24 protein-coding genes are annotated in these 24,496 nt (G+C 33.8%); 5 read left to right on the plus strand and 19 right to left on the minus strand.

The window, feature by feature from the left end; genetic code table 11:
* Positions 1 to 40: 40 nt before the first annotated feature.
* The 16 genes from E0F91_RS03225 to E0F91_RS03300 all read right to left on the minus strand — a co-directional run bounded on the left by E0F91_RS03225 (position 41) and on the right by E0F91_RS03300 (position 16,725).
* The gene (locus E0F91_RS03225; protein ID WP_132064908.1) at positions 41 to 916 is read right to left on the minus strand and encodes a sugar phosphate isomerase/epimerase family protein; all 876 of its coding nucleotides are present in this window, start codon (positions 914 to 916) and stop codon (positions 41 to 43) included.
* Between the two features lie 19 nt (positions 917 to 935).
* Positions 936 to 1,829 (minus strand): hydroxypyruvate isomerase family protein, encoded by an 894-nt coding sequence (locus tag E0F91_RS03230; protein ID WP_132064909.1) that lies wholly within the window; start codon positions 1,827 to 1,829, stop codon positions 936 to 938.
* An 11-nt stretch (positions 1,830 to 1,840) separates the two neighbouring features.
* Positions 1,841 to 3,079: a nucleoside permease gene (locus E0F91_RS03235; RefSeq protein ID WP_132064910.1), complete on the minus strand. Its 1,239-nt coding sequence runs from the start codon at positions 3,077 to 3,079 to the stop codon at positions 1,841 to 1,843.
* Between the two features lie 56 nt (positions 3,080 to 3,135).
* Positions 3,136 to 3,873, minus strand: coding sequence for a 3-keto-disaccharide hydrolase (locus E0F91_RS03240; protein ID WP_132064911.1), 738 nt, complete (start codon positions 3,871 to 3,873; stop codon positions 3,136 to 3,138).
* A 32-nt stretch (positions 3,874 to 3,905) separates the two neighbouring features.
* Positions 3,906 to 5,363, minus strand: coding sequence for a Gfo/Idh/MocA family protein (locus E0F91_RS03245; RefSeq protein ID WP_132064912.1), 1,458 nt, complete (start codon positions 5,361 to 5,363; stop codon positions 3,906 to 3,908).
* Between the two features lie 87 nt (positions 5,364 to 5,450).
* The gene (locus tag E0F91_RS03250; RefSeq protein WP_132064913.1) at positions 5,451 to 5,825 is read right to left on the minus strand and encodes a c-type cytochrome; all 375 of its coding nucleotides are present in this window, start codon (positions 5,823 to 5,825) and stop codon (positions 5,451 to 5,453) included.
* Positions 5,826 to 5,844: 19 nt separating this feature from the next.
* Positions 5,845 to 6,897, minus strand: a complete 1,053-nt coding sequence (locus E0F91_RS03255) for a sugar phosphate isomerase/epimerase family protein (protein ID WP_132064914.1) — start codon at positions 6,895 to 6,897, stop codon at positions 5,845 to 5,847.
* A gap of 39 nt (positions 6,898 to 6,936) precedes the next feature.
* Positions 6,937 to 8,100: a Gfo/Idh/MocA family protein gene (locus tag E0F91_RS03260; RefSeq protein WP_132064915.1), complete on the minus strand. Its 1,164-nt coding sequence runs from the start codon at positions 8,098 to 8,100 to the stop codon at positions 6,937 to 6,939.
* Between the two features lie 7 nt (positions 8,101 to 8,107).
* Positions 8,108 to 9,811, minus strand: a complete 1,704-nt coding sequence (locus tag E0F91_RS03265; RefSeq protein WP_132064916.1) for a GMC oxidoreductase — start codon at positions 9,809 to 9,811, stop codon at positions 8,108 to 8,110.
* Positions 9,812 to 9,859: 48 nt separating this feature from the next.
* Positions 9,860 to 10,423 carry a gluconate 2-dehydrogenase subunit 3 family protein gene (locus tag E0F91_RS03270; RefSeq protein WP_132064917.1) on the minus strand — a complete coding sequence of 188 codons (564 nt, stop codon included), beginning with the start codon at positions 10,421 to 10,423 and terminating at the stop codon, positions 9,860 to 9,862.
* 500 nt (positions 10,424 to 10,923) lie between these two features.
* The gene (locus tag E0F91_RS03275) at positions 10,924 to 12,114 is read right to left on the minus strand and encodes a hypothetical protein (protein ID WP_132064918.1); all 1,191 of its coding nucleotides are present in this window, start codon (positions 12,112 to 12,114) and stop codon (positions 10,924 to 10,926) included.
* A 15-nt stretch (positions 12,115 to 12,129) separates the two neighbouring features.
* Complete coding sequence (locus E0F91_RS03280) at positions 12,130 to 12,960, minus strand: type 1 glutamine amidotransferase (protein WP_132064919.1); 831 nt, start codon at positions 12,958 to 12,960, stop codon at positions 12,130 to 12,132.
* Positions 12,961 to 13,137: 177 nt separating this feature from the next.
* A complete protein-coding gene (locus tag E0F91_RS03285; protein WP_132064920.1) occupies positions 13,138 to 14,247 on the minus strand; it encodes a carboxylate-amine ligase in 1,110 nt (369 codons plus the stop codon).
* A 68-nt stretch (positions 14,248 to 14,315) separates the two neighbouring features.
* Positions 14,316 to 15,257: an ATP-grasp domain-containing protein gene (locus E0F91_RS03290; protein WP_132064921.1), complete on the minus strand. Its 942-nt coding sequence runs from the start codon at positions 15,255 to 15,257 to the stop codon at positions 14,316 to 14,318.
* Positions 15,258 to 15,313: 56 nt separating this feature from the next.
* Complete coding sequence (locus E0F91_RS03295) at positions 15,314 to 16,027, minus strand: esterase family protein (protein WP_132064922.1); 714 nt, start codon at positions 16,025 to 16,027, stop codon at positions 15,314 to 15,316.
* 296 nt (positions 16,028 to 16,323) lie between these two features.
* Entirely contained in the window at positions 16,324 to 16,725 is a 402-nt protein-coding gene (locus E0F91_RS03300; protein ID WP_132064923.1) for a glyoxalase, read from the minus strand.
* Between the two features lie 70 nt (positions 16,726 to 16,795).
* Between E0F91_RS03300 and E0F91_RS03305 the strand changes: the two genes are divergently transcribed.
* Positions 16,796 to 17,179 (plus strand): acyl-CoA thioesterase, encoded by a 384-nt coding sequence (locus tag E0F91_RS03305; RefSeq protein ID WP_132064924.1) that lies wholly within the window; start codon positions 16,796 to 16,798, stop codon positions 17,177 to 17,179.
* A 37-nt stretch (positions 17,180 to 17,216) separates the two neighbouring features.
* On the opposite strand, the gene E0F91_RS03310 is transcribed toward E0F91_RS03305, so the two are convergent.
* Positions 17,217 to 18,473, minus strand: coding sequence for a mechanosensitive ion channel family protein (locus E0F91_RS03310; RefSeq protein ID WP_132064925.1), 1,257 nt, complete (start codon positions 18,471 to 18,473; stop codon positions 17,217 to 17,219).
* Positions 18,466 to 18,750 carry a DUF3817 domain-containing protein gene (locus E0F91_RS03315; protein ID WP_132064926.1) on the minus strand — a complete coding sequence of 95 codons (285 nt, stop codon included), beginning with the start codon at positions 18,748 to 18,750 and terminating at the stop codon, positions 18,466 to 18,468. Before E0F91_RS03315 ends, E0F91_RS03310 begins: the two co-directional genes overlap by 8 nt.
* Positions 18,751 to 18,894: 144 nt before the next feature.
* Here E0F91_RS03315 and E0F91_RS03320 point away from each other — a divergent pair, with 144 nt between their 5' ends.
* The 4 genes from E0F91_RS03320 (at position 18,895) to E0F91_RS03335 (ending at position 24,088) form a co-directional block, all read left to right on the plus strand.
* A complete protein-coding gene (locus E0F91_RS03320) occupies positions 18,895 to 19,422 on the plus strand; it encodes a DUF6155 family protein (RefSeq protein WP_132064927.1) in 528 nt (175 codons plus the stop codon).
* A gap of 413 nt (positions 19,423 to 19,835) precedes the next feature.
* Positions 19,836 to 21,380, plus strand: coding sequence for a DEAD/DEAH box helicase (locus tag E0F91_RS03325; RefSeq protein ID WP_132064928.1), 1,545 nt, complete (start codon positions 19,836 to 19,838; stop codon positions 21,378 to 21,380).
* A gap of 218 nt (positions 21,381 to 21,598) precedes the next feature.
* Positions 21,599 to 22,936, plus strand: coding sequence for a DEAD/DEAH box helicase (locus tag E0F91_RS03330; RefSeq protein ID WP_132064929.1), 1,338 nt, complete (start codon positions 21,599 to 21,601; stop codon positions 22,934 to 22,936).
* 261 nt (positions 22,937 to 23,197) lie between these two features.
* A complete protein-coding gene (locus E0F91_RS03335; RefSeq protein ID WP_132064930.1) occupies positions 23,198 to 24,088 on the plus strand; it encodes a DUF2971 domain-containing protein in 891 nt (296 codons plus the stop codon).
* 151 nt (positions 24,089 to 24,239) lie between these two features.
* Here E0F91_RS03335 and E0F91_RS03340 read toward each other — a convergent pair.
* Positions 24,240 to 24,496 (minus strand): transposase (locus E0F91_RS03340; RefSeq protein WP_165930079.1); only part of this gene is annotated, 257 nt, incomplete at its 5' end.

Consider the following 24,496-nt stretch of genomic DNA (forward strand, 5'->3'; position numbering starts at 1 on the left):
ACGTAGAGTATCCCTTTTTTATACTATTTTGATAAAAATTTTAGATCAAATTCTTTTTAATGTAATTAAAACTTGTTGCAGCGGATTCTATTGGATTGGGTTTGTAATTTGATTCATGTTCCAAGAAGAATCGCTCCATTCCGGATAATTTGGCTTGTGCAAAAATTGATTTAAAATCAATTGTTCCAGTTCCTATTTCAGCATTCCACTCTGGATTTACTTTATCCATATCTTTTACGTGCCACATTGTAAAACGCCCCGGATATTTTTTGAATAATTGTAATGGATCATTTCCGGAACGAACTACCCAATACAAATCCAATTCAAAATCAACTAAATTTTTATCCGTTTCATTTAACAAAATCTCATATCCATTGGTTGAACCAAATTTAGTAAATTCAAAATCATGATTGTGATACGCTAATTTTAAACCTCCAGCTTTACAAAGTTCACCCACTTTATTGATTTGTAAAGCTAGTTTTTTATAAGCATCACCGGTAGTTCCTCTCAATTCTGAAACTATATAAGGCACTGTAACGTACTCGCTACCCAATAAATTGGCAGTTTCTATGTAATTCTGAACTAAATCCGTAGAACCATCTTTTATCATTGAATTAAAATCGAAATGATTACTCGTAGCTTTTAAATCATTATCATCCAATATCATTTTAAAATCACGAACAGATGTTCCAAAAAAACCTTTGTCGGAAGAGTAACCAAAAGTTTCTACTTCACAAAATCCAGCTTTTCCAACTTGACCCAAAACTCCTTTGACATCTTTTGGCAAAGTGTCACGAAGTGTCCACAACTGAATTCCGATAGCTTTCTTTTTTGATTCAAAAGCGAATGAAGGTGCAATGGCTAATGCGCCTAATGCTAAACCAGTGTTTATTAAAAATTCTCTTCTTTTTATCATGGGTTATTTTTTAGATTAGTTAAATATCACATATTGCAATAGCTTGTTTCAATGAAGCTAGTTTGTCTGGATTCTTAGGAATAAATTCTTGTCCTACAAAACCTTTAAAACCGGTTTTTGCAATTGCTTTCATAATGGCAGTATAATTTAATTCTTGTGTATCGTCAATTTCATTACGTCCCGGAACACCAGCCGTATGATAATGCGCAATATATTGATGATTGTCTCTTATATTTCTAATCACATCACCTTCATCAATTTGCATGTGATAAATATCATAAAGTAATTTAAAATTCTCGGAATTTAGACGTTTTGCTAATACTACTCCCCATGATGTTCGGTCACATTGATAATCTTTATGATCTATTTTGCTGTTTAAAAGTTCCATTACTAAAATTACATTATGCTTTTCAGCCAATGGAATTAATTTTTGTAAACCAATAACGCAATTATTCCAACCTTCCTCATCAGTTTTTCCTCTTCGGCTTCCGCTAAAACAAATTAGATTTTTATAACCCGCTTTTGCCACAAGCGGAATCATTTCAGTATAGTTTTTTACTAGTGTTTCGTGAAATTTTAAGTCATTAAAACCATCTACTAAATTAATCTCAGCGCCATTACACATTGTGGAAACTAAGTCATATTTCTTCAATGTGGGCCAAGAAGCAGGACCAACTAAATCAATACCGGTAATTCCAATTTTTTTAGCCTCGATGCAAAGCGTATCTAAATCAAGGCTATCAAAACACCATCGAGAAACAGAATGATTAATATTTCCTTTTAATGTACCCAATTGTGTTTCTATTTCGTTTTTTGGCATAGCCAAAGCAGAAAATCCAGGTGGAATTCCCATAACCGCTGTTCCGGCTAATATTCCTTTTATGGCAGATCTCCTATTTACGTTTGCACTCATTTTTTAATTTTTTATACAGCAGAAGAAATTTCTTCTACTTTATTTTTTTCATGGAATAAAAGTGCAAAAAGTACAAATACAACGATAGCAATACCGGCAGGAATGATCCAAACCATTTGCCAATTCACAGCACCGTCAGCCATTTTGTAATTGTCCGTAATCCAACCTGCTACTGCAAAACCTATCAGCATTCCAACTCCATAAGTGGCTAAAGTGATTAAACCCTGAGCCGCGCTTTTGTATTTCTCACCTGCTTTTGAATTGGTGTAAATTTGGCCCGAAACAAAAAAGAAATCATAACAAATACCGTGTAATGCAATACCTAAAATCAGCATGAAGCTTAAATCAGTTCCATTTCCATAAGCAAATAAAACGTAGCGAATGGCCCATGCTAACATCCCTATCAAAATTGTTTTTTTGAAACCAAAACGGGTAAAAAATACAGGAATCAACAACAAAAATAAGGCTTCGGATATTTGACCAATAGCCATTTTTCCGGTCGGATTTTCAACTCCAGCTTCTGTTAAAAATAGATTAGCATTCTGATAATAAAAAGCAAGTGGAATACAAATTAGAATAGATGAAACAAAAAAGATAGCGAAGTTCTTGTCTTTCAACAATTTTAATGCATCTAGTCCTATGATATCTCCGATTTTAATTTTCTCATCATTCACTTTTGGTGGTGTTTTTGGTAAAGAAAAACTAAAAAGACCTAATACAAAGGCAGCAATACCAGCTAGTAAAAAAGTATTTTTGAGTAAACCTGAACTTATTCCTTCCGTAGAATCCCAATGAAAGAAATAACTGATTGATAAACCGGCAATAATCCATCCAATAGTTCCCCAAACTCTAATATTTGCAAACTCTTTCTCCGGATCTTTCATTTGATTAAAAGAAACTGAATTTACTAATGCTAATGTTGGCATATATAAAACCATATAACTTAAAACGTAGGTATAGAACATTCCAACCTCTTCGGACTGATACATTTGATACATTAAAAATGCACCAATAAGATGTAGAATTCCTAATATTTTCTCCGCATTAAAATATCGGTCAGCTATTAATCCTATAATAAAAGGAGCAATGATTGCACCCCAAGACTGTGTCGAAAAAACGGCAGCAGTTTCTGAACCGGAAGCTTTTAAATTATTCCCTAGAAAAGTTCCAAGAGTTACAAACCATGCGCCCCAGATAAAAAATTCAAGGAACATCATTATGGATAATTTAATTCGGATAGTACTATTCATTGGTTTGTTGGTTGGTTATTTTTTGGTTTTAGTTGTTTTTTATATTCAAATAGCAATTACATTCCGGCTTCACATCCAGTTGTAATTTTCATTGTATTCCATTCTTTTATCATAATATTTCTAAACCATACGTTGTCTCCATGATCTTGTAGTGCAATTTTACCTTTTTTTAATGCTGCAAAACCTGGCCAAGTAGCGAATTTACTTCCAGCAACTATAGTTTTAAAATTATCATCCCAAAGTGTTGTTTCAATAACCTTTACACCATTCATTAACATCGTTAATTTCCCGAATTTACATACAATATCAACCGAATTCCATTCTCCAACTGGTTTTACCGGTTCAGAGGAAGATTTTATTAAATCATACAAATCACCAGCTCTATGTTTTTCAATTTTAGCATCTGGATGACCATTATTGTCTAAAACTTGCATTTCAAGACCGGTTTCATAAGTATTCTTGAATTTTGTCAAATCCTCATTCACATAAAAAATAATACCGCTATTGGCATTTGCTGCAACTTTCCATTCTAATTTCAAATGAAAATTCTCGTATTCTAGGTCAGTTACAAGATCGCCTCCTTGTCCATTTTGAGCAGCAGTAGGATCAAAATGCAAGACACCATCTTCCACTTTCCAACCAGAACCAGCTGTTTTTTTTCCATAAGTGTGCCAACCCGTTGTTGATTGTCCATCAAATATTGATTTAAATCCTTTTGGTATAGGTGCTTGTTGTGCATTTGCAGTTTGAATCAATATCATAACTAGTAATGTTGTACAAATATTTTTAATCATTTTTTTATTTTTGAATTAATAATTAATCTTGCTTATAAAGTTAAAGCTTTCCAACCTTGACGATAGTCACGTTTCACAAATTGATTTACTTCATCAAAGTTTGTAATTCTCATCGCGTCATTATCCCATAACAGTTTTGCAGAACGTCCAGGGTAAACATCTTCCCCAAGCTCATCTATTTTTAAATCATATCCTCTAATTGCTAAATTTGCTATTAACAAAGCTTCGGTTAAGGGACCCGCAATTTCAAAAGGAGAACTCAACTCTTTTTTTCCGTAACCAGCGATTGAAGCTTCAACCCATTGTTTATAGTGGCCTTCAGAGCCATCGCTAACCCGCGCGTACTTTTGAGCTATATTTAAATTTTCATTTTTGCTAAGAGGAAGCAAACGAGGATTTAAACCATAGGTGTCACACATCATTTTTCCTTTAGTTCCAGTGAACAAGGTTCCATTTCCACCATCTCCAAAAATTTCATTCGGACCTAATTCAGACGGTCTTTCAGGTTGAATTCCTCCATCCATCCAGTGTACGGCTATATCACCGTTTGTTTTTTCTGTTTTTGGAAAAGTTAAGGTGACGTGACTTGAAGGCGGACAACTCTCAGGGAAATACCCTCTTTGAAATTCGTCTACGTAAACAGAACCTACGCTACATTGAACGTCTTTAGCATATTTTAAGTTCAATACACTAAATGGAGCTTCCAATAAATGGCATCCCATATCTCCTAATGCGCCAGTGCCATAATCCCACCAACCGCGCCAGTTGAATGGAACTAATTTATTTACATACTCTTTGTGAGGTGCGGTTCCTAACCATAAATCCCAATCTAATTCTTTTGGAATATCAGCTTTATTAGCAGACCAAGGAATACCTTGTGGCCAAACCGGACGATCTGTCCAAGCATGAATCGTGTGAACATCTCCAATTAAACCCGCTTCGTACCATTCTTTCATAATTCTGGTACCATCATTTGAGGCACCTTGATTTCCCATTTGGGTTACCACTTTATATTTTTTTGCCGCTTCTGTCAAAATACGAGCTTCATAAATATCATGTGCCATAGGCTTTTGAACATAAACATGTTTGCCTAATTGCATCGCAGCAAGTGCTTGAATGGCATGATTATGATCCGGAGTTGAAACAGAAACGGCATCGAAATTTTTATGTTCTTTGTCTAACATTTCACGCCAATCGGTGTAAAATTTAGCTTTTGGAAATGCATTTACACTTGCAGCAGCTCTTCTGTTATCAACATCACATAAAAAGGAAATATCAGCTTTTCCACTTTTAGCAAACATCGCAATATCAGATTTTCCTTTTCCACCAATGCCAATACTTGCTATTGATAAACGATCACTTGGTGCCACAAATCCTCTACCCAAAACATGGCGAGGAACTATCATAAAAGCGGCAGCTGCTATTGCAGTGGTCTTTATAAAATCACGTCGGTTATTTATGATTTTATTTTCGTCTTTTTTTTCTTTCATTTATTTTAATACGGTTAGTTAATAGTAATAAAAGAGCTGTTCTTCAATAGCTTAAAAAGTATTATTTGTTTGAATACAGTATTGAAATTATTTTTTTAGGGATAAAATATAGGTTGCCATTGATTTTGCATCATCCTTTTTTAATGACGCATGCGCTGACATGGGTATAGCACCCCAAACTCCAGAACCCCCTTTTATAATTTTACCAGTTAGATAGGCAACATTTTTATCAGTTAGAGGATATTTTTTAGCGATTTCTAAATAGGAGGGACCTATCAGTTTTTTGTCCAATTTATGGCATCCTATACAATCCGATTTAGCAATAAGTTTTTCACCATCTGATGCTTGAAAAACAGTATTAGTTATTTTACTGGTAGTAGTATATTTTGTGTCTAAATTATCATCAGAAAATGAGGTTAAACCAATTAAAGCAACCCCAAAAAGCAAATATTTTAATTTCATTTTCATTACAATTTAAGTTTTATAGTCCTAAGTTTTTTCTATTAAAAGCCTTATTTGTTTCCACCGCTGCAAAATCATCAAATGCTTTGTCAGTAACTTTTATAATATGATTTTTTATAAATTCGGCTCCTTCACGCGCACCATCTTCTTGGTTTTTAATACAACATTCCCATTCCATCACTGCCCAACCTTTGAAATCATATTGTGCCAATTTGCTGAAAATGGTTTTAAAATCAATTTGACCATCTCCCGGGGAACGATAGCGTCCAGCACGGTTTACCCAACTTTGATATCCTCCAAAAGTTCCTTGCTTTCCGGTAGGATTAAACTCGGCATCTTTTACGTGAAACGCTTTGATTCTTTCATGGTAAAAATCGATATATTGAATGTAATCCAATTGCTGTAATACAAAATGTGAGGGATCATATAATAAACAAGCTCTAGAATGGTTATTGACCGCTTTCAAAAACATTTCATACGTTTCACCATCAAATAAATCTTCTCCTGGATGAATTTCATAGCAAAGATCAACCCCATTTTGATCAAACTCATTTAAAATAGGTAACCAGCGTTTAGCCAATTCAGCAAATCCATCTTCTACTAAACCTGGGGGTCTTTGTGGCCAAGGGTGAAAATATTGCCAAAGCAAAGAACCACTAAATGTTGCATGTGCATTCAATCCTAAATTTTGGGATGCTTTTGCAGCATATTTCAATTGCTGAACAGCCCATTCTTGTCTTGCTTTTGGTTTTCCATGAACATTTTTTGGTGCAAAAGCATCAAAAAAATCATCATAAGCAGGATGAACAGCCACTAACTGACCTTGTAAATGAGTGGATAATTCTGTTATTTCTAATCCGTAAGAAGCAATTGTACCTTTAAGTTCTTCAGCATACGTTTTACTTTCCGCTGCCAATTTCAGATCAATAAATCGAGTATCTAATGTTGGCATTTGGATCCCTTTAAAACCCAAATCAGCTGCCCATTTACAAATTCCATCTAAAGAATTAAAAGGAGCTTCATCACTGATGAATTGTGCTAAAAATACTGCAGGACCTTGTATTGTTGTCATATTATAATTTGTCTAAAACTTTTAGGAATTCCTTATTTATTATAAAACGTAAGGAGTCCATTTTTTATCTGATTGTGATGATGCTACTACATTGTCTATAAACGCCATTCCTCGTAATCCATCTTCGACAGAAGGAAAGTCTAGCATTTCAGGAGTTGGTTCGGTACCATCTAATTTGCATCCCAGTGTTAAAGCAAAGTTGCGATAAATATTGGCAAATGCTTCTAAGTATCCTTCAGGATGTCCGCCCGGAGTGCGGCAATTGTGAGTTGCAAAAGATGATAAATTGCTATAATTAGATCCGGCTCTTAAAACTTGTGTTGGTTCATCTAGCCATCTTACGGTTAAAGTATTAGGGTCATGCTGAAACCATTCTATTCCACCTTTTTCACCATAAACTCTTATTTTTAAAGCATTTTCTTCTCCGGCAGCAACTTGTGATGCTATTAAAACACCTTTGGCGCCATTATCAAATTTCAACAAGACTGCTCCATCATCATCCATTATGCGTCCTTCGACTAATGTATTTAGTTCTGCACAAACATCGGTGATTTTTGCACCGGTAATATATTCAGCTAAATGTGAGGCATGTGTTCCAATATCGCCCATAACAGAGCTTTTACCGGATTTTTTTGGATCCGTTCTCCAAGCCGCTTGTGTGTTTCCTTCTTTTTCAGAAAGGGTACTCAGCCACCCTTGAGGATATTCAACCCAAACTTTTCTAATATTGCCCAGTTTTCTCTCACGCACCATAGCTTTTGCTTGTTTTACCATTGGATAACCAGAGTAGGTATGTGTTAAGCAAAGTATTAGTCCTGTTTCTTCCACTTTTTGTTTCAATAGTTTTGCTTCTTCCAATGAAAAAGTCATTGGTTTTTCAATTACGACATTAAAACCATGCTCCAAAGCCATCATTGCAGGTGCAAAATGTGCAAAATTTGGTGTAACAATGGTGACAAAATCGATTCTTTCATCAGCAGGTAAAGCCGCCTCCGCTTTGATCATTTCTTCAAAGGTCAAATATATTCTTGAGTCCGGAAGAAATAAAGCCTTTCCTGATGCGAGAGCAGTCTCGGGTCTGATGCTTAAGGCACCACAACTTAATTCTATAAGTCCATCCATATTGGCGGCTAAACGGTGAATTGCTCCTATAAAAGCATCTTGGCCACCGCCAACCATTCCCATTCTTAATTTTCTCATCATGATGAACCTAAATATTTCCTTTTTTTAATTCTTTTACTGCGTAATCACAAGCACGAGCTGTTAAAGCCATAAATGTTAATGATGGATTTTGGCAAGCCACAGAGGGCATACAAGCCCCGTCAGTGACAAATACATTACTCACTTCATGTAATTGATTCCACTTATTTAGTACCGAATCTTTAGGATCGTTCCCCATTCTGGCAGTACCCATTTCATGTATAGCCATTCCAGGATAACAATCATTATCGTATGTTTTAACATTTTTAATTCCAGAAGCTTCCAACATCTCAGCTGCATCATTCATCATATCTTCGCGCATTTTTGCTTCGTTCTCTTTGTATTCACAATCAATAGCCAAAACAGGTTGTCCCCATTTGTCTTTTTTAGTATGGTCGATGTACACTTTGTTCTCGTAATAAGGTAACATTTCTCCAAAACCACCCAATCCCATACTCCAAGAATCAGCAGGCAATGACATGGTAGCTTTAAAGTTTTCACCAAACGCTAATTCGGCAACTTCTTTGTGCCATGATCCTCTGCTGGCACCACCTTGGTAACCAAAACCGCGTAAATAATCTCTTTTATCATTTCCTACATTCTGGTATCGTGGAATGTAAATCCCGTTGGCTCTTCTTCCGTAGGTATATTTATCTTCAAAACCTTCAGCAGTTCCTTCCGCTCCACAACGGAAATGATGATCCATTAAATTATGTCCTAATTGTCCACTGGCGTTACCCATTCCATTGGGATGTGCCTCTGAAGTTGAATTCAATAACAAGAAAGTAGAACCTAAAGTGGAAGCATTGACAAAAACAATTTTGGCATAAAACTCCATGGTCTCATTTGTTTCTGCATCAATAACCATTACGCCTTTTGCTTTTTTGGTGTCTTTGTCATAAATAATATGATTTACAATAGAGTAGGGTCTAACCGTTAATCTATTAGTAGCCATAGCAGCAGGCAATGTTGATGATTGTGTACTAAAATAAGCTCCAAACGGACAACCACGGCTGCACAAATTTCTATATTGACAACTACCGCGTCCTTTATGAGGTACCGTCAAATTAGCGGTACGTCCAATAGTAAGAATTCGAGTTTTATTGTAATGTTTTTCAAGTCTTTCTTTAACTGATTTTTCTACACAGTTCAGATCCATTGGTGGTAAAAATTTTCCATCTGGTAAAAGAGGCCAGTTTTCAGCTTGCCCACTGATTCCTGCAAATTTCTCTACATAATCGTACCATTTTGTAATATCTTTATAACGAATAGGCCAATCATTACCATGACCATCTTTAGCATTATCTTCAAAGTTATGGTCACTAAAACGGTAACTTTGACGACCCCACATCAACGATTTTCCACCCACGTGAAATCCTCTGTACCAGTCAAAACGTTTGTCTTCCGTGTACGGACATTCTAAATCATTTACCCACCATTTTTCTGTGGCTTCATTATAAGGATAATCTCTCGTTTGTACTGGATGTGTTCTTTTTTGTTCTTCTGTGAGTTTACCTGCATGCTCAAATTCCCAAGGGGCTTTCATGGCAGATTCATAATCTGTAATATGTTCAATATTCATTCCGCGTTCTAGCATCAAAACTTTTAACCCTTTTTCAGTAAGTTCTTTTGCAGCCCAACCGCCACTAATTCCTGATCCTACAACAATAGCATCGTATGTATTTTCCGCTTTTAAATTGGTATTTATATTCACGTGTAGTATTTTTTATTTATTAAAATAGTTTAAGATAATCGCTGAAAATTAATTGGTTGCCCAAGCTTTTTGACCTGGTACATAAGTAGCATTTCCATCATAACGTCCGGGAACAGGTAAATATTCACGCGCTTGTGTACATCCTATTTCTGAAGAATAATACCCTAAAAGCGTTAAGTCTCTAGCTAATAAAAAGAAAGAAGGAGTTCTGTTGCTGGCAATTGCCTCATCACGCAAGGAAGTCATCAGTTTTTGACGTTCTTCAACAGACATTGACAAGAAATCTTTACCAAAATCTTTTGAACATTGGTATTGCATCGTTTTCAATCCAGCCGCAAAAATTTCTTGTAATTTTGCAGGATAACAATCTTTAATCATCATTGGAATAAAAGCACCCAATCCTGCAGCTTTAGCTCCTGGTGAAGAGGCTGTAGTTGGTATAATGATATCAGCGAATTCAGCCAAAATTTCTTCATCTGTAGCAGAAAAAGACACCTGATTTTTTTCTTGTTCGGGCAAAGTAAAACTTTCAAATAAAACGCCCATTGTAGTTGCTGAGATTGCGCTTCCCATCAAAAACGCAACGCTTTTAATTGCTTCTCTTCTATTCATTTGCTAATTATTAAAATTGTTGATTATTCTTAAATTATTATAACTATACAATAATAAAGAAAAAAAAAACAGCTTAATTTTTTTTATGTTAAATTATTGCATAATTCCATATTTTTCAAATTATTAAGGGAATCCCTTTAAAAAATTCAGTAAACACTATCTGTAATCTACTAAAACAAGAAAAAAAATTTAATTTAAAAAATAGAAAATGACTAAAAACTGTTTTATTTAGTAATTTTAGTTTAATTTAATAAGTTATAACTTATTAAATTTGAAGTAATTTTCATTATAACTGTTTTCAATGCGTTAAAATGACATTATTGATGAAAAAATCGAACTTGAAAAAAAATAAAATTTGAGTACTTTAATGGAAGCGAATTAAACAGCTAGAAGAGAGACTATTTAGAGTAAAAGAAACAGTTAAATGAAAATTTAATAAAGGAAATACAAAAAAAATAGTGTGAATAAGAGAAATTAAAATGGTATTAATTATAAAAAATTTATCTTTCAAATAAACCGAGTGTTCCTCCAACCCAATCTTTATCTTGGTTGAATTTTACACCTATCATTTCACCACGACTTAATCGTACCAAGTTGCAGACTAGAGTAGGAGCGGCATCTTCTTTTTTCCAAATACAAAGCACACGAACTTCTGCTTTTACTTTTCCATTAGGAGATTGAACAATGGGTAGATAGTTCACCTTTTTTTGAAGAATATAAAGTTCTTTTTCTATTACCGCTTCAATATCCGCTTTAGTAACATGGAAAATAACGCCTGTTCCTGAAAAGGAGAACAAGGGCTTCAAAACATAATTTTCTAAATCTTCAGGAATTTCCTCAAGTTCACTTAAGAGTGTGGTTTCAATGAAATATTTCCCACTTAGGAAAGGTAAAATAAATTTACTGATTCTGAAAAACCAATTGGGGTGACCGGCCCATTCGACATCAAGATCATCGGAGAAATTGAAATCAAGTTTTAAATCTGTACGCAAATCCAATTCATCAAAAATAACTCGATTGTAGATTCTTTTGACGAGAACTTCATTTCCGTTCGCATTTTTATAGAATAATTGTTTGCCTTTCTTGATCAAATCAGTAACACATACAATTGGGATGCCTACATCTCTTTTGCAATAATAAAAATCAATCTTGGTATTCTGTTTTTCAGGCTCAATTTCGAGTAGAATTACATTTTCCTTCGGATGATTATTGCAAATTGCTTCCTCTAATATATCTAGGTATTCTTGCGGTTCAATGTTATTTATAAAAGGAGTTAATTCACTTAGAAAGGGAAAATGGTTTTGAAACTTTTCATATAAATTAAACTGATAATTGTACAAAGAAGGAAATCCTTGCACCTCGATTAGTTTAGGAATAATTTGACCGTCTTCTTCACAAATTCCAAAATCAATGGCTAAAAAAGTAGTGTGATTATCCTCATTTGGAACTTTATGATTAAGCTCTAATGATCTGTTAGTAATTGACTTAAAGTCTTCTTTCTTAATGAAGGCTATAACATCATTACAACCTTCAATTAATTGTTCTTTTAACTCTTTCGAAATAAAGAAAGGAGTTTCAGCTAAACGAAAAGTGGGCAAATAATTAAAATCGGAAGCAATATCATTTTTAAATTCCTGATATTTCTTTTCTGTAAACTGAGCATTAAATAACTCCCGATATTTTGTAATCATTTGGAATGTTTTAAGTTAGTTGGAGAATGTTTTTTTCGTTTTCATCAAGTCATTAATTGCTATTCGAAGGAAATTAGGGATCAATGTTTCATTTGTTCTGTAAATTTTATCATCATCTAATAAATCTTCCAGCATGTTTCTGAATTTCTTTTTACCTTTCATCGCCTTAATTTTTTCTTTTGCCTCTTTATTTCTCAAGTGAGAGACAAAGCTTATTGGATCTGCTTCAGGATGAAATTGTGTACCTACAAAATAATCAGTAAAACGAACCGCCATAATCGCACGCTCGTACTGTACATGATCTCTGATTTTTTCTAATGAAATAATCTTGGCTCCTTTTTTAGCAAAAACACTTAACTTAGGTTGTACCACTTGATAATCTCTTGAATCAATTGCATAAAAAGGATCTGCTAAACCTTCAAATAAAGGATCTAGTTGTCCTTCGTTCGTTTTATGCATAGTCATCACTCCAAAAGAAGTATCATTTCTTTTGGTTACCGTTGCCAGTCCAAAATGAAGACATGCCATCTGAAAAGAATGACAAATAAACAAAACGTGTTTTTTTACTGCGTTTTCAGCATTCCATTTGTTCAATGAATCAATAAATTCATAGTATTTCACATCCCAATTTCCATCTCCAATTAAAGGGTTTCCGGGACCACCAGTCGAAATATAAATATCAAATAATTTTATATCAGGTAATTCACTTTTTTGTCGAACATCAAATATTTTAAAACTTACCACCGGACTAAATCTATTGATAATTTCGATAATGCAACGCATTCCCTGGTTAGGTTCTCCGTTGTACATATCTAAAAGGGCGATTTTTATGATTTTATTGGACATAATCTATTTTTAAAAACAATGTGCAAAGGTAACTTATATTTAATGACGCCCGGCAAAACATACTAAGCGTTTTTATGGCACAGATTTACCAAGTATAATCTGTAAATCAGCGGTTGATTTTGTAAAGGATTTGCATGACATTTAAATAATACCCGTTCAGGATAGTCTCCTTGTTTTTTATAATCCTTTAGTAAATTCGCCAGTTATAAAGTCAACTACTCTAGACAAATCTCCTGTTTCGTTAAAAATTGCGAGTTGCTTATCAGCTCCAGTTCCATTTTTCAGAATTTCATGAACGTAATTTATATCGGAACGACTTCCTAATTCGTCTACAACATCATCAATGAAATCAAGTAATTCCAGAATTAGCATTTTGGTTTCCACTTCTTTTTGCAAACCAAAATCAATCATGTTATTTTCAATTCCGTAACGTGCTGCACGAAATTTATTTTCTTTAATCAAAGCCAGTCGGTACACGTTAAAACTGGTATTATTCATATTCAATTTATAGAGTTTGGCGACAATTGCTTGAATAATAGCGACGATACAAATGGTTTCATCCACTGTCAATGACATATCACAAATCCGGAATTCAATCGTGTTGTAAAAAGGGTGTAATCGTAAATCCCACCAAATTTTCTTTGGGTTATCAATACAATTTGTCTTTACCAGAGTTTCCAGATAATTATCATAGGAACTAACCGAATCAAAATATTCCGGCAAACCTGTCCTTGGAAATTTATCAAAAACCTTTGTTCTAAAAGATTTATAGCCTGTTTGTCTTCCTTCCCAAAAAGGGGAATTAGTCGAAAGCGCAAAGATGTGCGGCAAGAAATAAGTGGCCTGATTCATCAATTGTAAGCCAATTTCACGATTTTCAATACCTACATGACAATGCATTCCAAAAATCAAATTAGAACGCGCCGCATCCTGCAATTCATTTACTATATCGTGGTATCGTGGATCGTCCGTAATGGGCTGATCCTGCCATTTTGAAAACGGATGCGTTCCCGCTCCACCCACAATAAGATCTTGTTTGTCTGCCAATTCAACGATTTTAGAACGTAAAAATCGAATCTCATTTCTGGCATCATTTACATTATTGCAAATATTAGTGCCCACTTCAACCACAGATTGATGCATTTCAGCCTTAACCTGCTCATTCAAAATTATCTTAGCACCATCCACAATTTTGGATAAATGCGACCGCAAATCTCTAGTTACAGGATCTATAATTTGATATTCTTCTTCTACACCAAGTGTGAAAACAGGTAATTTCTTTAACATAATTATTTTTTTAGTGTTCAGTCGCAGTCGCAGTTTTCAGTCTGTTTACTGAATACTGCGACTGAAAACTATTTTACTGCATCTTTGATAAAAGTACCCCATGTCAAGTTCATTTTTCCTGGTTTTTGCTTTTTTGCGGCAGCGATTGCCATTTTCGCAGCTTCTTCCACAACCCATTCAAAATTTTCAGCACCTACTGAAGTTAGCTCGGCATCAGGAGCTGGATTTCCAAAATCAATTGCATAAGGGATTCCGTCTCTCACAGCAAATTCCACGGTATTGAAATCATATCCTAAACCTTTACAAAGTTTTAAAGTATAGTCTTTTATCGTGGCTAATAATTTTTTATCTACTGGAGGACCGTCAATTACGTAACGCAAATGATGCGGATTCCTTGGTTCGTATTGCATAATCCTAACGGCTTTGCAACCTAAACAGTACACTCTGAAATATTCTGTAAAAACAATTTCCTCTTGCAACATCATTACTAATTGACCAGTTTCCTGATGTTTTTCCCAAAACTCTTCCACATTTTCTAAACGGTAAACGTTTTTCCAACCACCGCCAGCATACGGTTTCATGTAGGCAGGAAATCCTATATATTCAAATATTCCTTCCCAATCCATTGGATATTTTAAGTTTCGGAATGATTTTCCGGTTGTGTCCGTAGGATGTTCTGCCGAAGGAAGAATCACAGTGTTAGGCAGTGGAACTCCAAGTGTATCAGCCAATGCATTATTGAAAAATTTATCGTCTGCGCTCCACCAGAAAGGATTGTTAATTACATTAGTTCCTGTTAAAGCAGCGTTTTTTAAATACGCACGATAAAAAGGTACATCTTGTGATATTCGGTCGATAATAACCGCATATTCGCCATCTTGATTTTGAACTACTTTATCAATAGCAACAGCTTCTGCAATGATTCCTTTTTCATTTTTTGAATTGACACGATCTATAAATGCTTGTGGAAAAGTGTCTTCCATTCCAAATAATATTCCAATTTTTTTCATCTTGATTCGTTTATTAATTACTTAATTTTATTTTGTTTTTCTTTGAGAATTGTAATCTAAAAAAATCTGATTCTTGATAAATAGTGTGGAAACATTTCTTTCCAAACCGGCCAGTCGTGTTTGCGATCCTGACGAATATCCAGCCAATGATGAATGTTTCTGTCGCTTAAAACCTTGCTTAATTTTAGATTGGCATCAAAACAAATGTCCCAATTAGAAGTTCCTAGAACAATATCCATATTCCATAATTCGTGGTCGTCCAGTCCATACAAATAATCTTCAGGACTATTGTAAAATACATCGTCATTATGAAAACCATCCATAAAACTTTTGATATTGAAAGCGCCACTCATAGAAAATAGGTGACTCACATAACCAGGATGTCTAAAGGCAAAATTTGCCGCATGATAACCACCAAAACTGCAACCTGCCATAGCTACTTTGCCTGAAGGAGTGTTGTTTTTTACCCGCTCCACAATTTCATGGCAAATCATTTTGTCATATTTGACGTGATTTTCTATACGATGAACAGGATGGATATTTTTATTGTAAAAACTGTCTTTGTCAATACTGTCCGGGCAAAATATTTGGATTAAACCTTGCTCAAGGTACCATTTTGCGGATTCTATCAATCCCATATCTTTATTTTCATGGTAACTTCCCATCGAAGTTGGAAATAAGATTACTGGATATCCAGCATGTCCAAAAACCAACATTTCAATATCTCTATTTAAATTTGGAGAATACCATTTGAAATACTCTTCTTTCATACTATTTAGTTTTAACAATTATAATGAAAAAAATCATACAAAAAGCACTTACAATTATACTTAACTAATATTTATTATAAAAAGGATTAGGATTGCTAAATTGGAAATAAATGGTAATTTTTAGATAAATAAGGGCCTGTTTTTTAAATTAAAAACAATAAATCCAAGGTAGTACAACCTCATGTTCTATCAAAAAACATATTCAGAAAGGTGAAATTAACTCTCCTTAATACAATCAATTATTTCCTTTTAGTTTAAATGAATTAATAAAAATAAACAAAGACAAAATCATTTCACTATTTAGTCTTTGTTTCAAACAGTTGTACTTGACTTTTTAATCGTTCCACTAGCATGCTCATCATTCGCTTGTTGATGTTAGAGGCGTTTTTTGCATAAATATCATATTCTGCTGTGGTAAATAAACCGATTACCATTCCTTTTAAGACATTTCTAAACTTGGTATCTTTTTGCACTGCATTTTCCATAGTAGCCATTTTTTTTTCTATGGTGTAGGTTTGAAAATCAGTTTTATTTTTGCTTGCATAATTAAGGAAAGAGGCAATAAATAAGTCATTTTGTAACTTTAGAATAGGGCGAAGTACCTCATTTTGAAATGATTCTTCTGTTGTAGATTGTGTGGTCACTGTACCGATTGCTTGTCCTCTAAAATCATTTAAAAATGTATCTCGTGTGTTCATTGTTTTTTCTTTAAAATTAAAAAAAAATGAAATAGGAATAGCTTAATTTTACACTTTTAAATAAAAACTTATGAGATTTCATACCAGAAAATGGGTAAAACCCGAAGATTTAAACCCCAATGGTACTTTATTTGGAGGTAAATTATTAGCTTGGATCGATGAAGAATTAGCTTTGTACACCATTATTCAACTAGAAAACACCCGAATAGTAACTAAATACATGTCAGAAATCAATTTTAGAAGTTCAGCGCGACAAGGTGATATTATCGAAATTGGTATTGATGTTATCAAATTTGGAATTACTTCCCTAACTTTAAAGTGTGAAGCGAGAAACATGATGACGCGAGAAACGATAATCACAATTGATCACACTACAATGGTGAATTTAGACGCGGATGGAAAACCAAAAGCCCATGGAAAATCAGCAATAGAATATGTTAAAGATAGGCTGTAGAAATCCAAATTAGAGTCGCGTATGTTTAGAATTTTAGTTATATTTTGAAATCATTTTCAGAAATGGTTTCAAAAATTTCTAAATCAAAATAACCTACGGAGGCAATAATATGATCAAATATATCAGACATGATGTATTCGTAATTTTCAAATCTTTTGTCATGGGAAAATGCATAAACTTCCAGAGGAACACCATGCGCAGTAGATTGTAATTGGCGGCAAAGCATCAACATGTTTTTATTTAATTCAGGATAATTCAGCAAATATTCTGTAATATATTTTCGGAATAAGCCCAGATTAGTCAAATTACGGCCATTGATAGCAATTGATTTATCTATTTTATTAGTGGCATTGTATTGGTCAATTTCTAATTTCCGACTGTCGATATAATCTGATATCAGGTGTATTTTTTTCAAGTCATTTAATTCTGCTTCCTCCAAAAACCGAATACTACTTGTTTTAATAAGAATGTGTCTTTTGATGCGTCGACCGTCAGAATTCAGCATTCCTCGCCAGTTTTGAAACGAATCCGAACTCAAGCTATAGGTAGGAATCGTAGTGGTAGTATTATCAAAATTTCGAACTTTCACCGTTGCCAAATTGATTTCAATCACATCGCCATCGGCTCCAAATTTATCCATCGTAATCCAGTCTCCAATTCGAACCATATCATTGATAGAAACCTGAACACTGGATACAAAGCCCAAAATAGTATCTCTGAAAATCAAGATAATTACCGCTGAAACAGCTCCTAAAATCGTTAACAGCTCTTTTTGATCAATTTCAAACAATTTTGAAATGATTAAGGTAATTCCAATCACCCATAGCATGATCATAATGACCTGAATAAAGCTGTCGATTGGCTTATCGCTGTAGCGGGGTTTTAGTTTTAAATAATCTCGTAATGCATTAAAAATAGTGCGTATAATCCATAAAACTAAAATGATAATGTAGATTCCAACGAGCTTTCCAAAAAAGGTTTCCCAATAAACAAATCGGTCCAAAATTATGGGAACTGATTTGTAAATAAATAAAAGTGGAATTAAATGCGCAATGTATTTCGCTGTCTTATTAGTAACGAGTAAATCATCAAATTTAGTTTTGGTTTTTTGGGCTATAACCGCCATAATAGTAACCAAAACAAGACGAAAAATAACATAGATACCATACGCTAAAACGCATAAAACAATGATATTCAATAGTAAACTAAGATAAGAAGCCGTGCTGCTTCCTAATCCCCACTTACGAAAAACGGGATATAGAAAAGTGAATATTTTTTCTATGTATTTATACATTTTGTAAATATTTCTTATCTACGTAAAAAGTTCCAAAAGGAATTAGAGAACCCAAACAGATAATTCCAAATTTCTTCCAATCCCAATTTTGTTCAAATTTTAGCATTATCGCTAGTACAATATAGGTAACAAACAGAATTCCGTGAGCCATTCCTATTGGAAAAAGTAATGTTTTATAAAGTACTAGATTTGTAGGTTTCACCACTAACATATTTGAAAATAAAGCCAAATATGAAATACCTTCTAGCAAAGCGACAATCTTGAAAATTTTAAGCATAAAATTAAATTTAGGGTAAAAATAAAAATTAGATTTAGAAAAAGGGAAGTACTACTTTTATTTATGCCAAAATTAAGTATTATCATTGATTTACGGTGCATTGATTCCAAAAGTAAATTACTTTTGCATCCTTAAACTTTGATAATGAGCAAACGCGATTTAAAAAAATATGTAGCTGAATTAAATAAAGAGCAACTCGAAGCACAAATTATCGAATTGTACGAGAAATTCAGTCCCGTAAAAGTCTATTATAATTTTGTTTTTAACCCTAAGGAAGAAACGCTTTTGCAGGAATGCAAACTCAAAATCTCGCAGGAATATTATCCTATTAAGAAATCAGGAAGACGCAGCAAACCAAAAATGCGCCGTTCCGTTGCTCAAAAACACATCAAACATTTTATTCTTTTGGGTGTAGATCCATTCATAATTGCGGATGTCATGCTTTATAATATTGAAATTGCCCAAACATACTCATCAGAACATATAATCAAGCACGAATTGTTTTTCAAAAGTATGTTCAATTCTTTTGAACAAGCCGTTATTTTTTTGATTGCAAATGGAATCCTAAATGATTTTAAACCCCGATTAAAATCCATCCATGAGGAAACACAAGTTCAAAAATGGTACAACGAACCTGAGTTTAATGCTGTTTTGGAACGATTGGAATATTAAAGTTCTGCATCATACAATTGTAAATTTTACGACATAGCATAGATTCAAGATTTATAAAAAAGGCAGTTCATTCCATCAAAAAAAAACAAAGCTAGGTTAAAAAATCATTTATAATTGAGCAATAATAACAAAACAATGTCGCATTTTTTTACCAAATAAGTCATATAAGTTTAAGTTTTATTTTGTTAGGCTTATATAACTTATGTAATAATATGGTCATTTAAGTTTTAATGCTTCTATGACTTATATGTTTAATAATTTTACAGTTTGTAGTTAGATAGGGCCAAATACTTAACTATTTTTCAGACCACGATACTACATAATTTTATTTAATCTATCCCCTTTTTTTTTAATTAAAAGTGTCCGTTAAACTGTTTTTTAGGCGTATTTTTGCAAAAATCCAACAATAAGCAATGTCCCAAAACACTTTAGAAATAGAAATCGAAGACAAAAAAGAACTTTATGCGTACCAAAAAGGCGATATTGATGCCATCTTTGAACGCATAGATAATGCACCACCACAACACCATTTGTTATACCAATTGCCTACTGGCGGTGGAAAAACAGTAGTGTTTTCTGAAATTGTACGCCGTTATTTATCACAACACGAGAAAAAAGTTGTTGTCTTAACACACCGAATTGAGTTGTGCAAACAAACTTCAAAAATGTTGAAGGGTTTTGACGTAAAAAACAAAATCATCAACAGTAAAGTAAAAGAACTTCCAGACCAAAACGATTATTCTTGTTTTGTTGCCATGGTGGAAACCTTGAAAAACCGGATCAACGATGAAAAACTGCATTTAGATAATGTAGGATTAGTAATCATTGATGAAGCGCATTACAACTCTTTTAGAAAATTATTAAGCTCTTTCAAGAATGCCTTTATATTAGGAGTTACCGCAACCCCTTTAAGTTCAAATATTAAATTGCCAATGCATGAAAGCTATGATGAATTAATCGTAGGAGACACCATCAGCTCTTTGATTGCAAATGGATTTTTGGCAAAAGCAGTTACCTATAGTTATGATGTCGGTTTAACGTCATTAAAAGTAGGAATCAACGGCGATTATACGGTAAAATCATCAGATGATTTGTATACCAATATGGCCATGCAGGAAAAATTATTGCATGCGTATACGGAGAAATCTTTGGGCAAGAAAACCTTAATTTTCAATAATGGGATCAACACGTCTTTGTATGTGTATGAAACATTTAGAGAAGCTGGTTATGCGATACGTCACTTGGATAACACCAGCAATAACGAGGAGAGAAAAGATATTTTACATTGGTTCAAACACACCCCGGATGCTATTTTAACCTCTGTTGGGATTCTTACTACTGGTTTTGATGAGCCTACAGTAGAAACTATAATATTGAATAGAGCGACAAAATCGTTGACATTATACTATCAAATGATTGGTCGTGGTTCCAGAAAATTACCTAACAAAGATGTTTTTAACGTAATCGATTTAGGAAATAATGCAGCACGATTTGGATTGTGGAGTGAGCCGGTCAACTGGCAACACATATTCAAATCCCCCGAGTTTTACTTGGAAAATTTACGCGATGATACGGAGATCGAATTGTATTTTAAATACAGTATGCCACCTGACGTTCGCGCTAAATTCAGTAAAACCGAAATCGTAACCTTTGATGTTGATGAAGAACACAAACTCATCATCAAACAAAATTTACGCTCCAAAGAAGTCTTGGATAAATCGCTGGAACAACATGCTGCTATGTGCGTTGATAATTCAGAGACGTTGCAAGAGGCCAAAGCATTAGGGAAATTGCTAGAGGATGACATCGATTGTCGCATCAAGCGCTATTCTAAATGTTTAAGTCAATGCAGTAAAAATTACCGCGAGTGGCTTGTTGACGATTACAAATTGAAACTGATATTGTTAACCGGGAAGAAATACCGTGAAAAAATCATGAACGAACCGGACGAAGATTAACACTAACGCTCAGGTTTAAGTATCAATAACGTCAGTTCGAGTGTTTTTTGTGTAGCAAAGCAAAACAAAAAATGTATCGAGATCCGTTTTTAGGAGCTAATCCCGCTGTACACTATATCTGTTGTGGCGAACCCCGCCACAACAGGATGTCGTTTCCATCGGGGCTAAAAATTACCGTAATACAACAACTATTTTTTTAAAATATAAAATCCAAAAAAATGCCAAAACAATTCTCTGATTTAGGAATTTCAGCACCATTAGTACAAGCGCTTACCGAAATGAAAATTGTGGTACCAACAGAAATTCAACAAAAAACAATTCCGCTTTTATTAGCTAATGAAACGGATTTGGTTGGACTAGCTAAAACCGGTACCGGAAAAACGGCGGCTTTTGGATTGCCTATTTTACAATTAATAGATACTGCTTTACCAATACTGCAAGCAGTTATTTTAGTTCCAACACGCGAACTAGGACACCAGATTTTTAGAAACTTAGAAGATTTCGCTAAATTTTTACCACAAGTTTCGATTGCAGCAACTTGCGGTGGAATTCCAATAAAACCACAAATCGAAAGACTTGCATTGCCTACGCACATTGTGGTGGCAACTCCAGGTCGTTTAATCGATTTGATTCAGCGCAAAGCCATCAACCTAAAAGAAACCAAATTCCTCGTGCTCGATGAAGCCGATGAAATGGTAACCATCTTAAAAGAAAGCTTGGACGAAATTGTTGCCGAATTGCCAAAAGAACACAAAACAATTTTGTTCTCAGCAACCATGCCCGGAACAATCAAACAATTGGTTCAAAATTACTTGCATAAAAATGTTGTAGAAGTTCGTGCCAACATGGAAACGCTAGGAAATCAAGGCATTGACCACGAATATATTGTAGTAGATCCTATTGAAAAACTGGATGTTTTAATGCATTTCTTGAATTCGAAAGAAGGAGAACGCGGCATTATCTTTTGTAAAACCAAAGCGGCGGTTAATAAATTAGCCAAAAACTTAGCCATCAATCGCTTTTCATCAGGCGCTTTGCACGGAAGTTTATCGCAAGGAATCCGTGACCGAATCATGGAGCAATTCCGTGAAGGACATATCAATATTTTAGTAGCTACTGATTTAGCTGCTAGAGGAATTGACGTAAAGGAAATCTCGTATGTGGTCAATTACCATTTACCGGATGTTTATGAAGCCTACGTTCACCGCAGCGGAAGAACGGCTAGAGCAGGAGCAAAGGGACTTTCGTTAACAGTACTGCAACAAGAAGAAGTCGCAGAAATTGCCGATTTCGAAAAAGAATTAGGCATAAAATTCACCGAGTTCAAAAAACCAAGCGCGCTAAGCATCGAAGAAAACAACGCCCTTTTATGGGCCAAACAAATATTCAAAACCAAACCCAACCATGAGGTGGATGCGGAATTGAAAACCAAAATAAAAACCGTTTTCCATCATTTGACCAAAGACGAATTAATCGAAAAATTGTTGGCTAATTATTTGTTGCAAAACAAAAACGAACCGACAGAGAAACCGGTGAAAAGACAAAAAATGAAATAGTAATTATTTTATAATTAAAAAACCATTGCAACGCTTTATCAGGCTTTGCAATGGTTTTTTTATGTTTTTGTTTTAGATAAAATTATAGAGAAAAGGTTTTTATTATATGATTTGTAAATAATTATTTATATTTTAGCTAAACAAATAATAGCTCTTTTATGGTACAAAGCCTCCCAAATTTGGGTAAATAGGAGCCATTTTATGGCTACTATATACAAGTTAGGCACAATTTCACGAAAAGACATAGAAAATTATATATAAATGAGTAAAAAAAGTAACCAAATTGAAAAAGAATTAAATGAATTTTTAGAAGGTAAATTACCTAATAAACTATATCACTACACAAATCTTAATGGATTAAAAGGAATATTAGAAAATTCAGAAATTTGGTTGAGCAATATGTACTTTCTGAACGACAAAAATGAATTTGAACTCGGACTTAGGTTTGTTGTTGAACAATTAGAAGCGTATAAAGGTGGGTTTTCAGTTTTAAAACCGACAAAATACTTTATAGAAGCATTAGAAAAAGCAATAGATTTTATTAAAGAAAAAGATTCTCCTTATATACTTTCAATGACAACAAATAATGATTTATTAAGTCAATGGAGAGGTTATACAAATAATGGTGTTGGAGTTAATATAGGTTTTTCTAATAGATTTTTTGAAGAAAATAAACTGAAAGTATATAAATGTATTTATGAAGTTGAAAAACAAAAGGAAATAATTAATCACATATTAACACAGTCAATTTTTATGTTCATTAGAGTTGCTGATTCTCAAGGAATATTTAAAGATTCTGAAGAAATTGAACTTAGTAAATATGATAAGGCTGTAAGTGCTGCTGGACAATATTTTATAGATAGAACAATGTTTTTCTGTAGCTTAATAAAAGATAAAAGCTTTGTAGAAGAAGATGAATGGAGACTACTTTTATTTGATGAAAAAAGCGAAATTAATTTTTTAAATAAAGGAAATTATTTTAGACCTTACCAAAAAATTAAAATCGACAATTTGAATGATAGTATTAATGAAGTAATGATGGGGCCAAACTCTGAAAAGGAATTATGTCATTTATCACTTAAAATGTTATTTAATAAGTACAAAATTGAAATTAAAAAATTAAACCAAAGTAAAATTCCTTATAGAAATTAAAAACTGCGCCTAACAGCTAGGGTCGTTGCGTTCGAAGAACGAACAATGAACCCTAGATGAACTTTACACTGCCTACAATAACCAGATCGCTAGCTTATCACAAAGCGAAGTTAGCGCATTCTATGGTAAAAAACAAGAAAATATTTAAAATTTAACAGGCAAATTTATGTGTATTTATATAGGGAGTTTGTCTGTTAATTACAGAAAAAACACGACCAATAATTTTACATTTTACATTGTTTAAAACCAGCATTGCGTTCTTACCTTCACCTTTTTTTCTTTCATAATATTCTTTGAGTTGCGGATCATGTTTTACGGCAACTAAAGCACACATTTGTAATATTGATTTCATCTTTTTATCTGCCATATGATTCACTTTGGTTCGTCCTTTAATACTCGAACCCGAAC

The organism is Flavobacterium sandaracinum (assembly GCF_004349135.1).
In the GTDB taxonomy this organism is placed as follows: domain Bacteria; phylum Bacteroidota; class Bacteroidia; order Flavobacteriales; family Flavobacteriaceae; genus Flavobacterium; species Flavobacterium sandaracinum.

What these genes read in the sequence shown, in the direction of transcription:
- E0F91_RS03285 (WP_132064920.1), bottom strand. Translation starts at nt 14,247, where the DNA reads ATGTTAAAGAAATTACCTGTTTTCACACTTGGTGTAGAAGAAGAATAT.
- E0F91_RS03240 (WP_132064911.1), bottom strand. Translation starts at nt 3,873, where the DNA reads ATGATTAAAAATATTTGTACAACATTACTAGTTATGATATTGATTCAA.
- E0F91_RS03255 (WP_132064914.1), bottom strand. Translation starts at nt 6,897, where the DNA reads ATGACAACAATACAAGGTCCTGCAGTATTTTTAGCACAATTCATCAGT.
- E0F91_RS03245 (WP_132064912.1), bottom strand. Translation starts at nt 5,363, where the DNA reads ATGAAAGAAAAAAAAGACGAAAATAAAATCATAAATAACCGACGTGAT.
- E0F91_RS03320 (WP_132064927.1), top strand. Translation starts at nt 18,895, where the DNA reads ATGAGCAAACGCGATTTAAAAAAATATGTAGCTGAATTAAATAAAGAG.
- E0F91_RS03260 (WP_132064915.1), bottom strand. Translation starts at nt 8,100, where the DNA reads ATGATGAGAAAATTAAGAATGGGAATGGTTGGCGGTGGCCAAGATGCT.
- E0F91_RS03250 (WP_132064913.1), bottom strand. Translation starts at nt 5,825, where the DNA reads ATGAAATTAAAATATTTGCTTTTTGGGGTTGCTTTAATTGGTTTAACC.
- E0F91_RS03295 (WP_132064922.1), bottom strand. Translation starts at nt 16,027, where the DNA reads ATGAAAGAAGAGTATTTCAAATGGTATTCTCCAAATTTAAATAGAGAT.
- E0F91_RS03280 (WP_132064919.1), bottom strand. Translation starts at nt 12,960, where the DNA reads ATGTCCAATAAAATCATAAAAATCGCCCTTTTAGATATGTACAACGGA.
- E0F91_RS03290 (WP_132064921.1), bottom strand. Translation starts at nt 15,257, where the DNA reads ATGAAAAAAATTGGAATATTATTTGGAATGGAAGACACTTTTCCACAA.
- E0F91_RS03305 (WP_132064924.1), top strand. Translation starts at nt 16,796, where the DNA reads ATGAGATTTCATACCAGAAAATGGGTAAAACCCGAAGATTTAAACCCC.
- E0F91_RS03330 (WP_132064929.1), top strand. Translation starts at nt 21,599, where the DNA reads ATGCCAAAACAATTCTCTGATTTAGGAATTTCAGCACCATTAGTACAA.
- E0F91_RS03300 (WP_132064923.1), bottom strand. Translation starts at nt 16,725, where the DNA reads ATGAACACACGAGATACATTTTTAAATGATTTTAGAGGACAAGCAATC.
- E0F91_RS03325 (WP_132064928.1), top strand. Translation starts at nt 19,836, where the DNA reads ATGTCCCAAAACACTTTAGAAATAGAAATCGAAGACAAAAAAGAACTT.
- E0F91_RS03230 (WP_132064909.1), bottom strand. Translation starts at nt 1,829, where the DNA reads ATGAGTGCAAACGTAAATAGGAGATCTGCCATAAAAGGAATATTAGCC.
- E0F91_RS03335 (WP_132064930.1), top strand. Translation starts at nt 23,198, where the DNA reads ATGAGTAAAAAAAGTAACCAAATTGAAAAAGAATTAAATGAATTTTTA.
- E0F91_RS03275 (WP_132064918.1), bottom strand. Translation starts at nt 12,114, where the DNA reads ATGATTACAAAATATCGGGAGTTATTTAATGCTCAGTTTACAGAAAAG.
- E0F91_RS03315 (WP_132064926.1), bottom strand. Translation starts at nt 18,750, where the DNA reads ATGCTTAAAATTTTCAAGATTGTCGCTTTGCTAGAAGGTATTTCATAT.
- E0F91_RS03225 (WP_132064908.1), bottom strand. Translation starts at nt 916, where the DNA reads ATGATAAAAAGAAGAGAATTTTTAATAAACACTGGTTTAGCATTAGGC.
- E0F91_RS03270 (WP_132064917.1), bottom strand. Translation starts at nt 10,423, where the DNA reads ATGAATAGAAGAGAAGCAATTAAAAGCGTTGCGTTTTTGATGGGAAGC.
- E0F91_RS03235 (WP_132064910.1), bottom strand. Translation starts at nt 3,079, where the DNA reads ATGAATAGTACTATCCGAATTAAATTATCCATAATGATGTTCCTTGAA.
- E0F91_RS03310 (WP_132064925.1), bottom strand. Translation starts at nt 18,473, where the DNA reads ATGTATAAATACATAGAAAAAATATTCACTTTTCTATATCCCGTTTTT.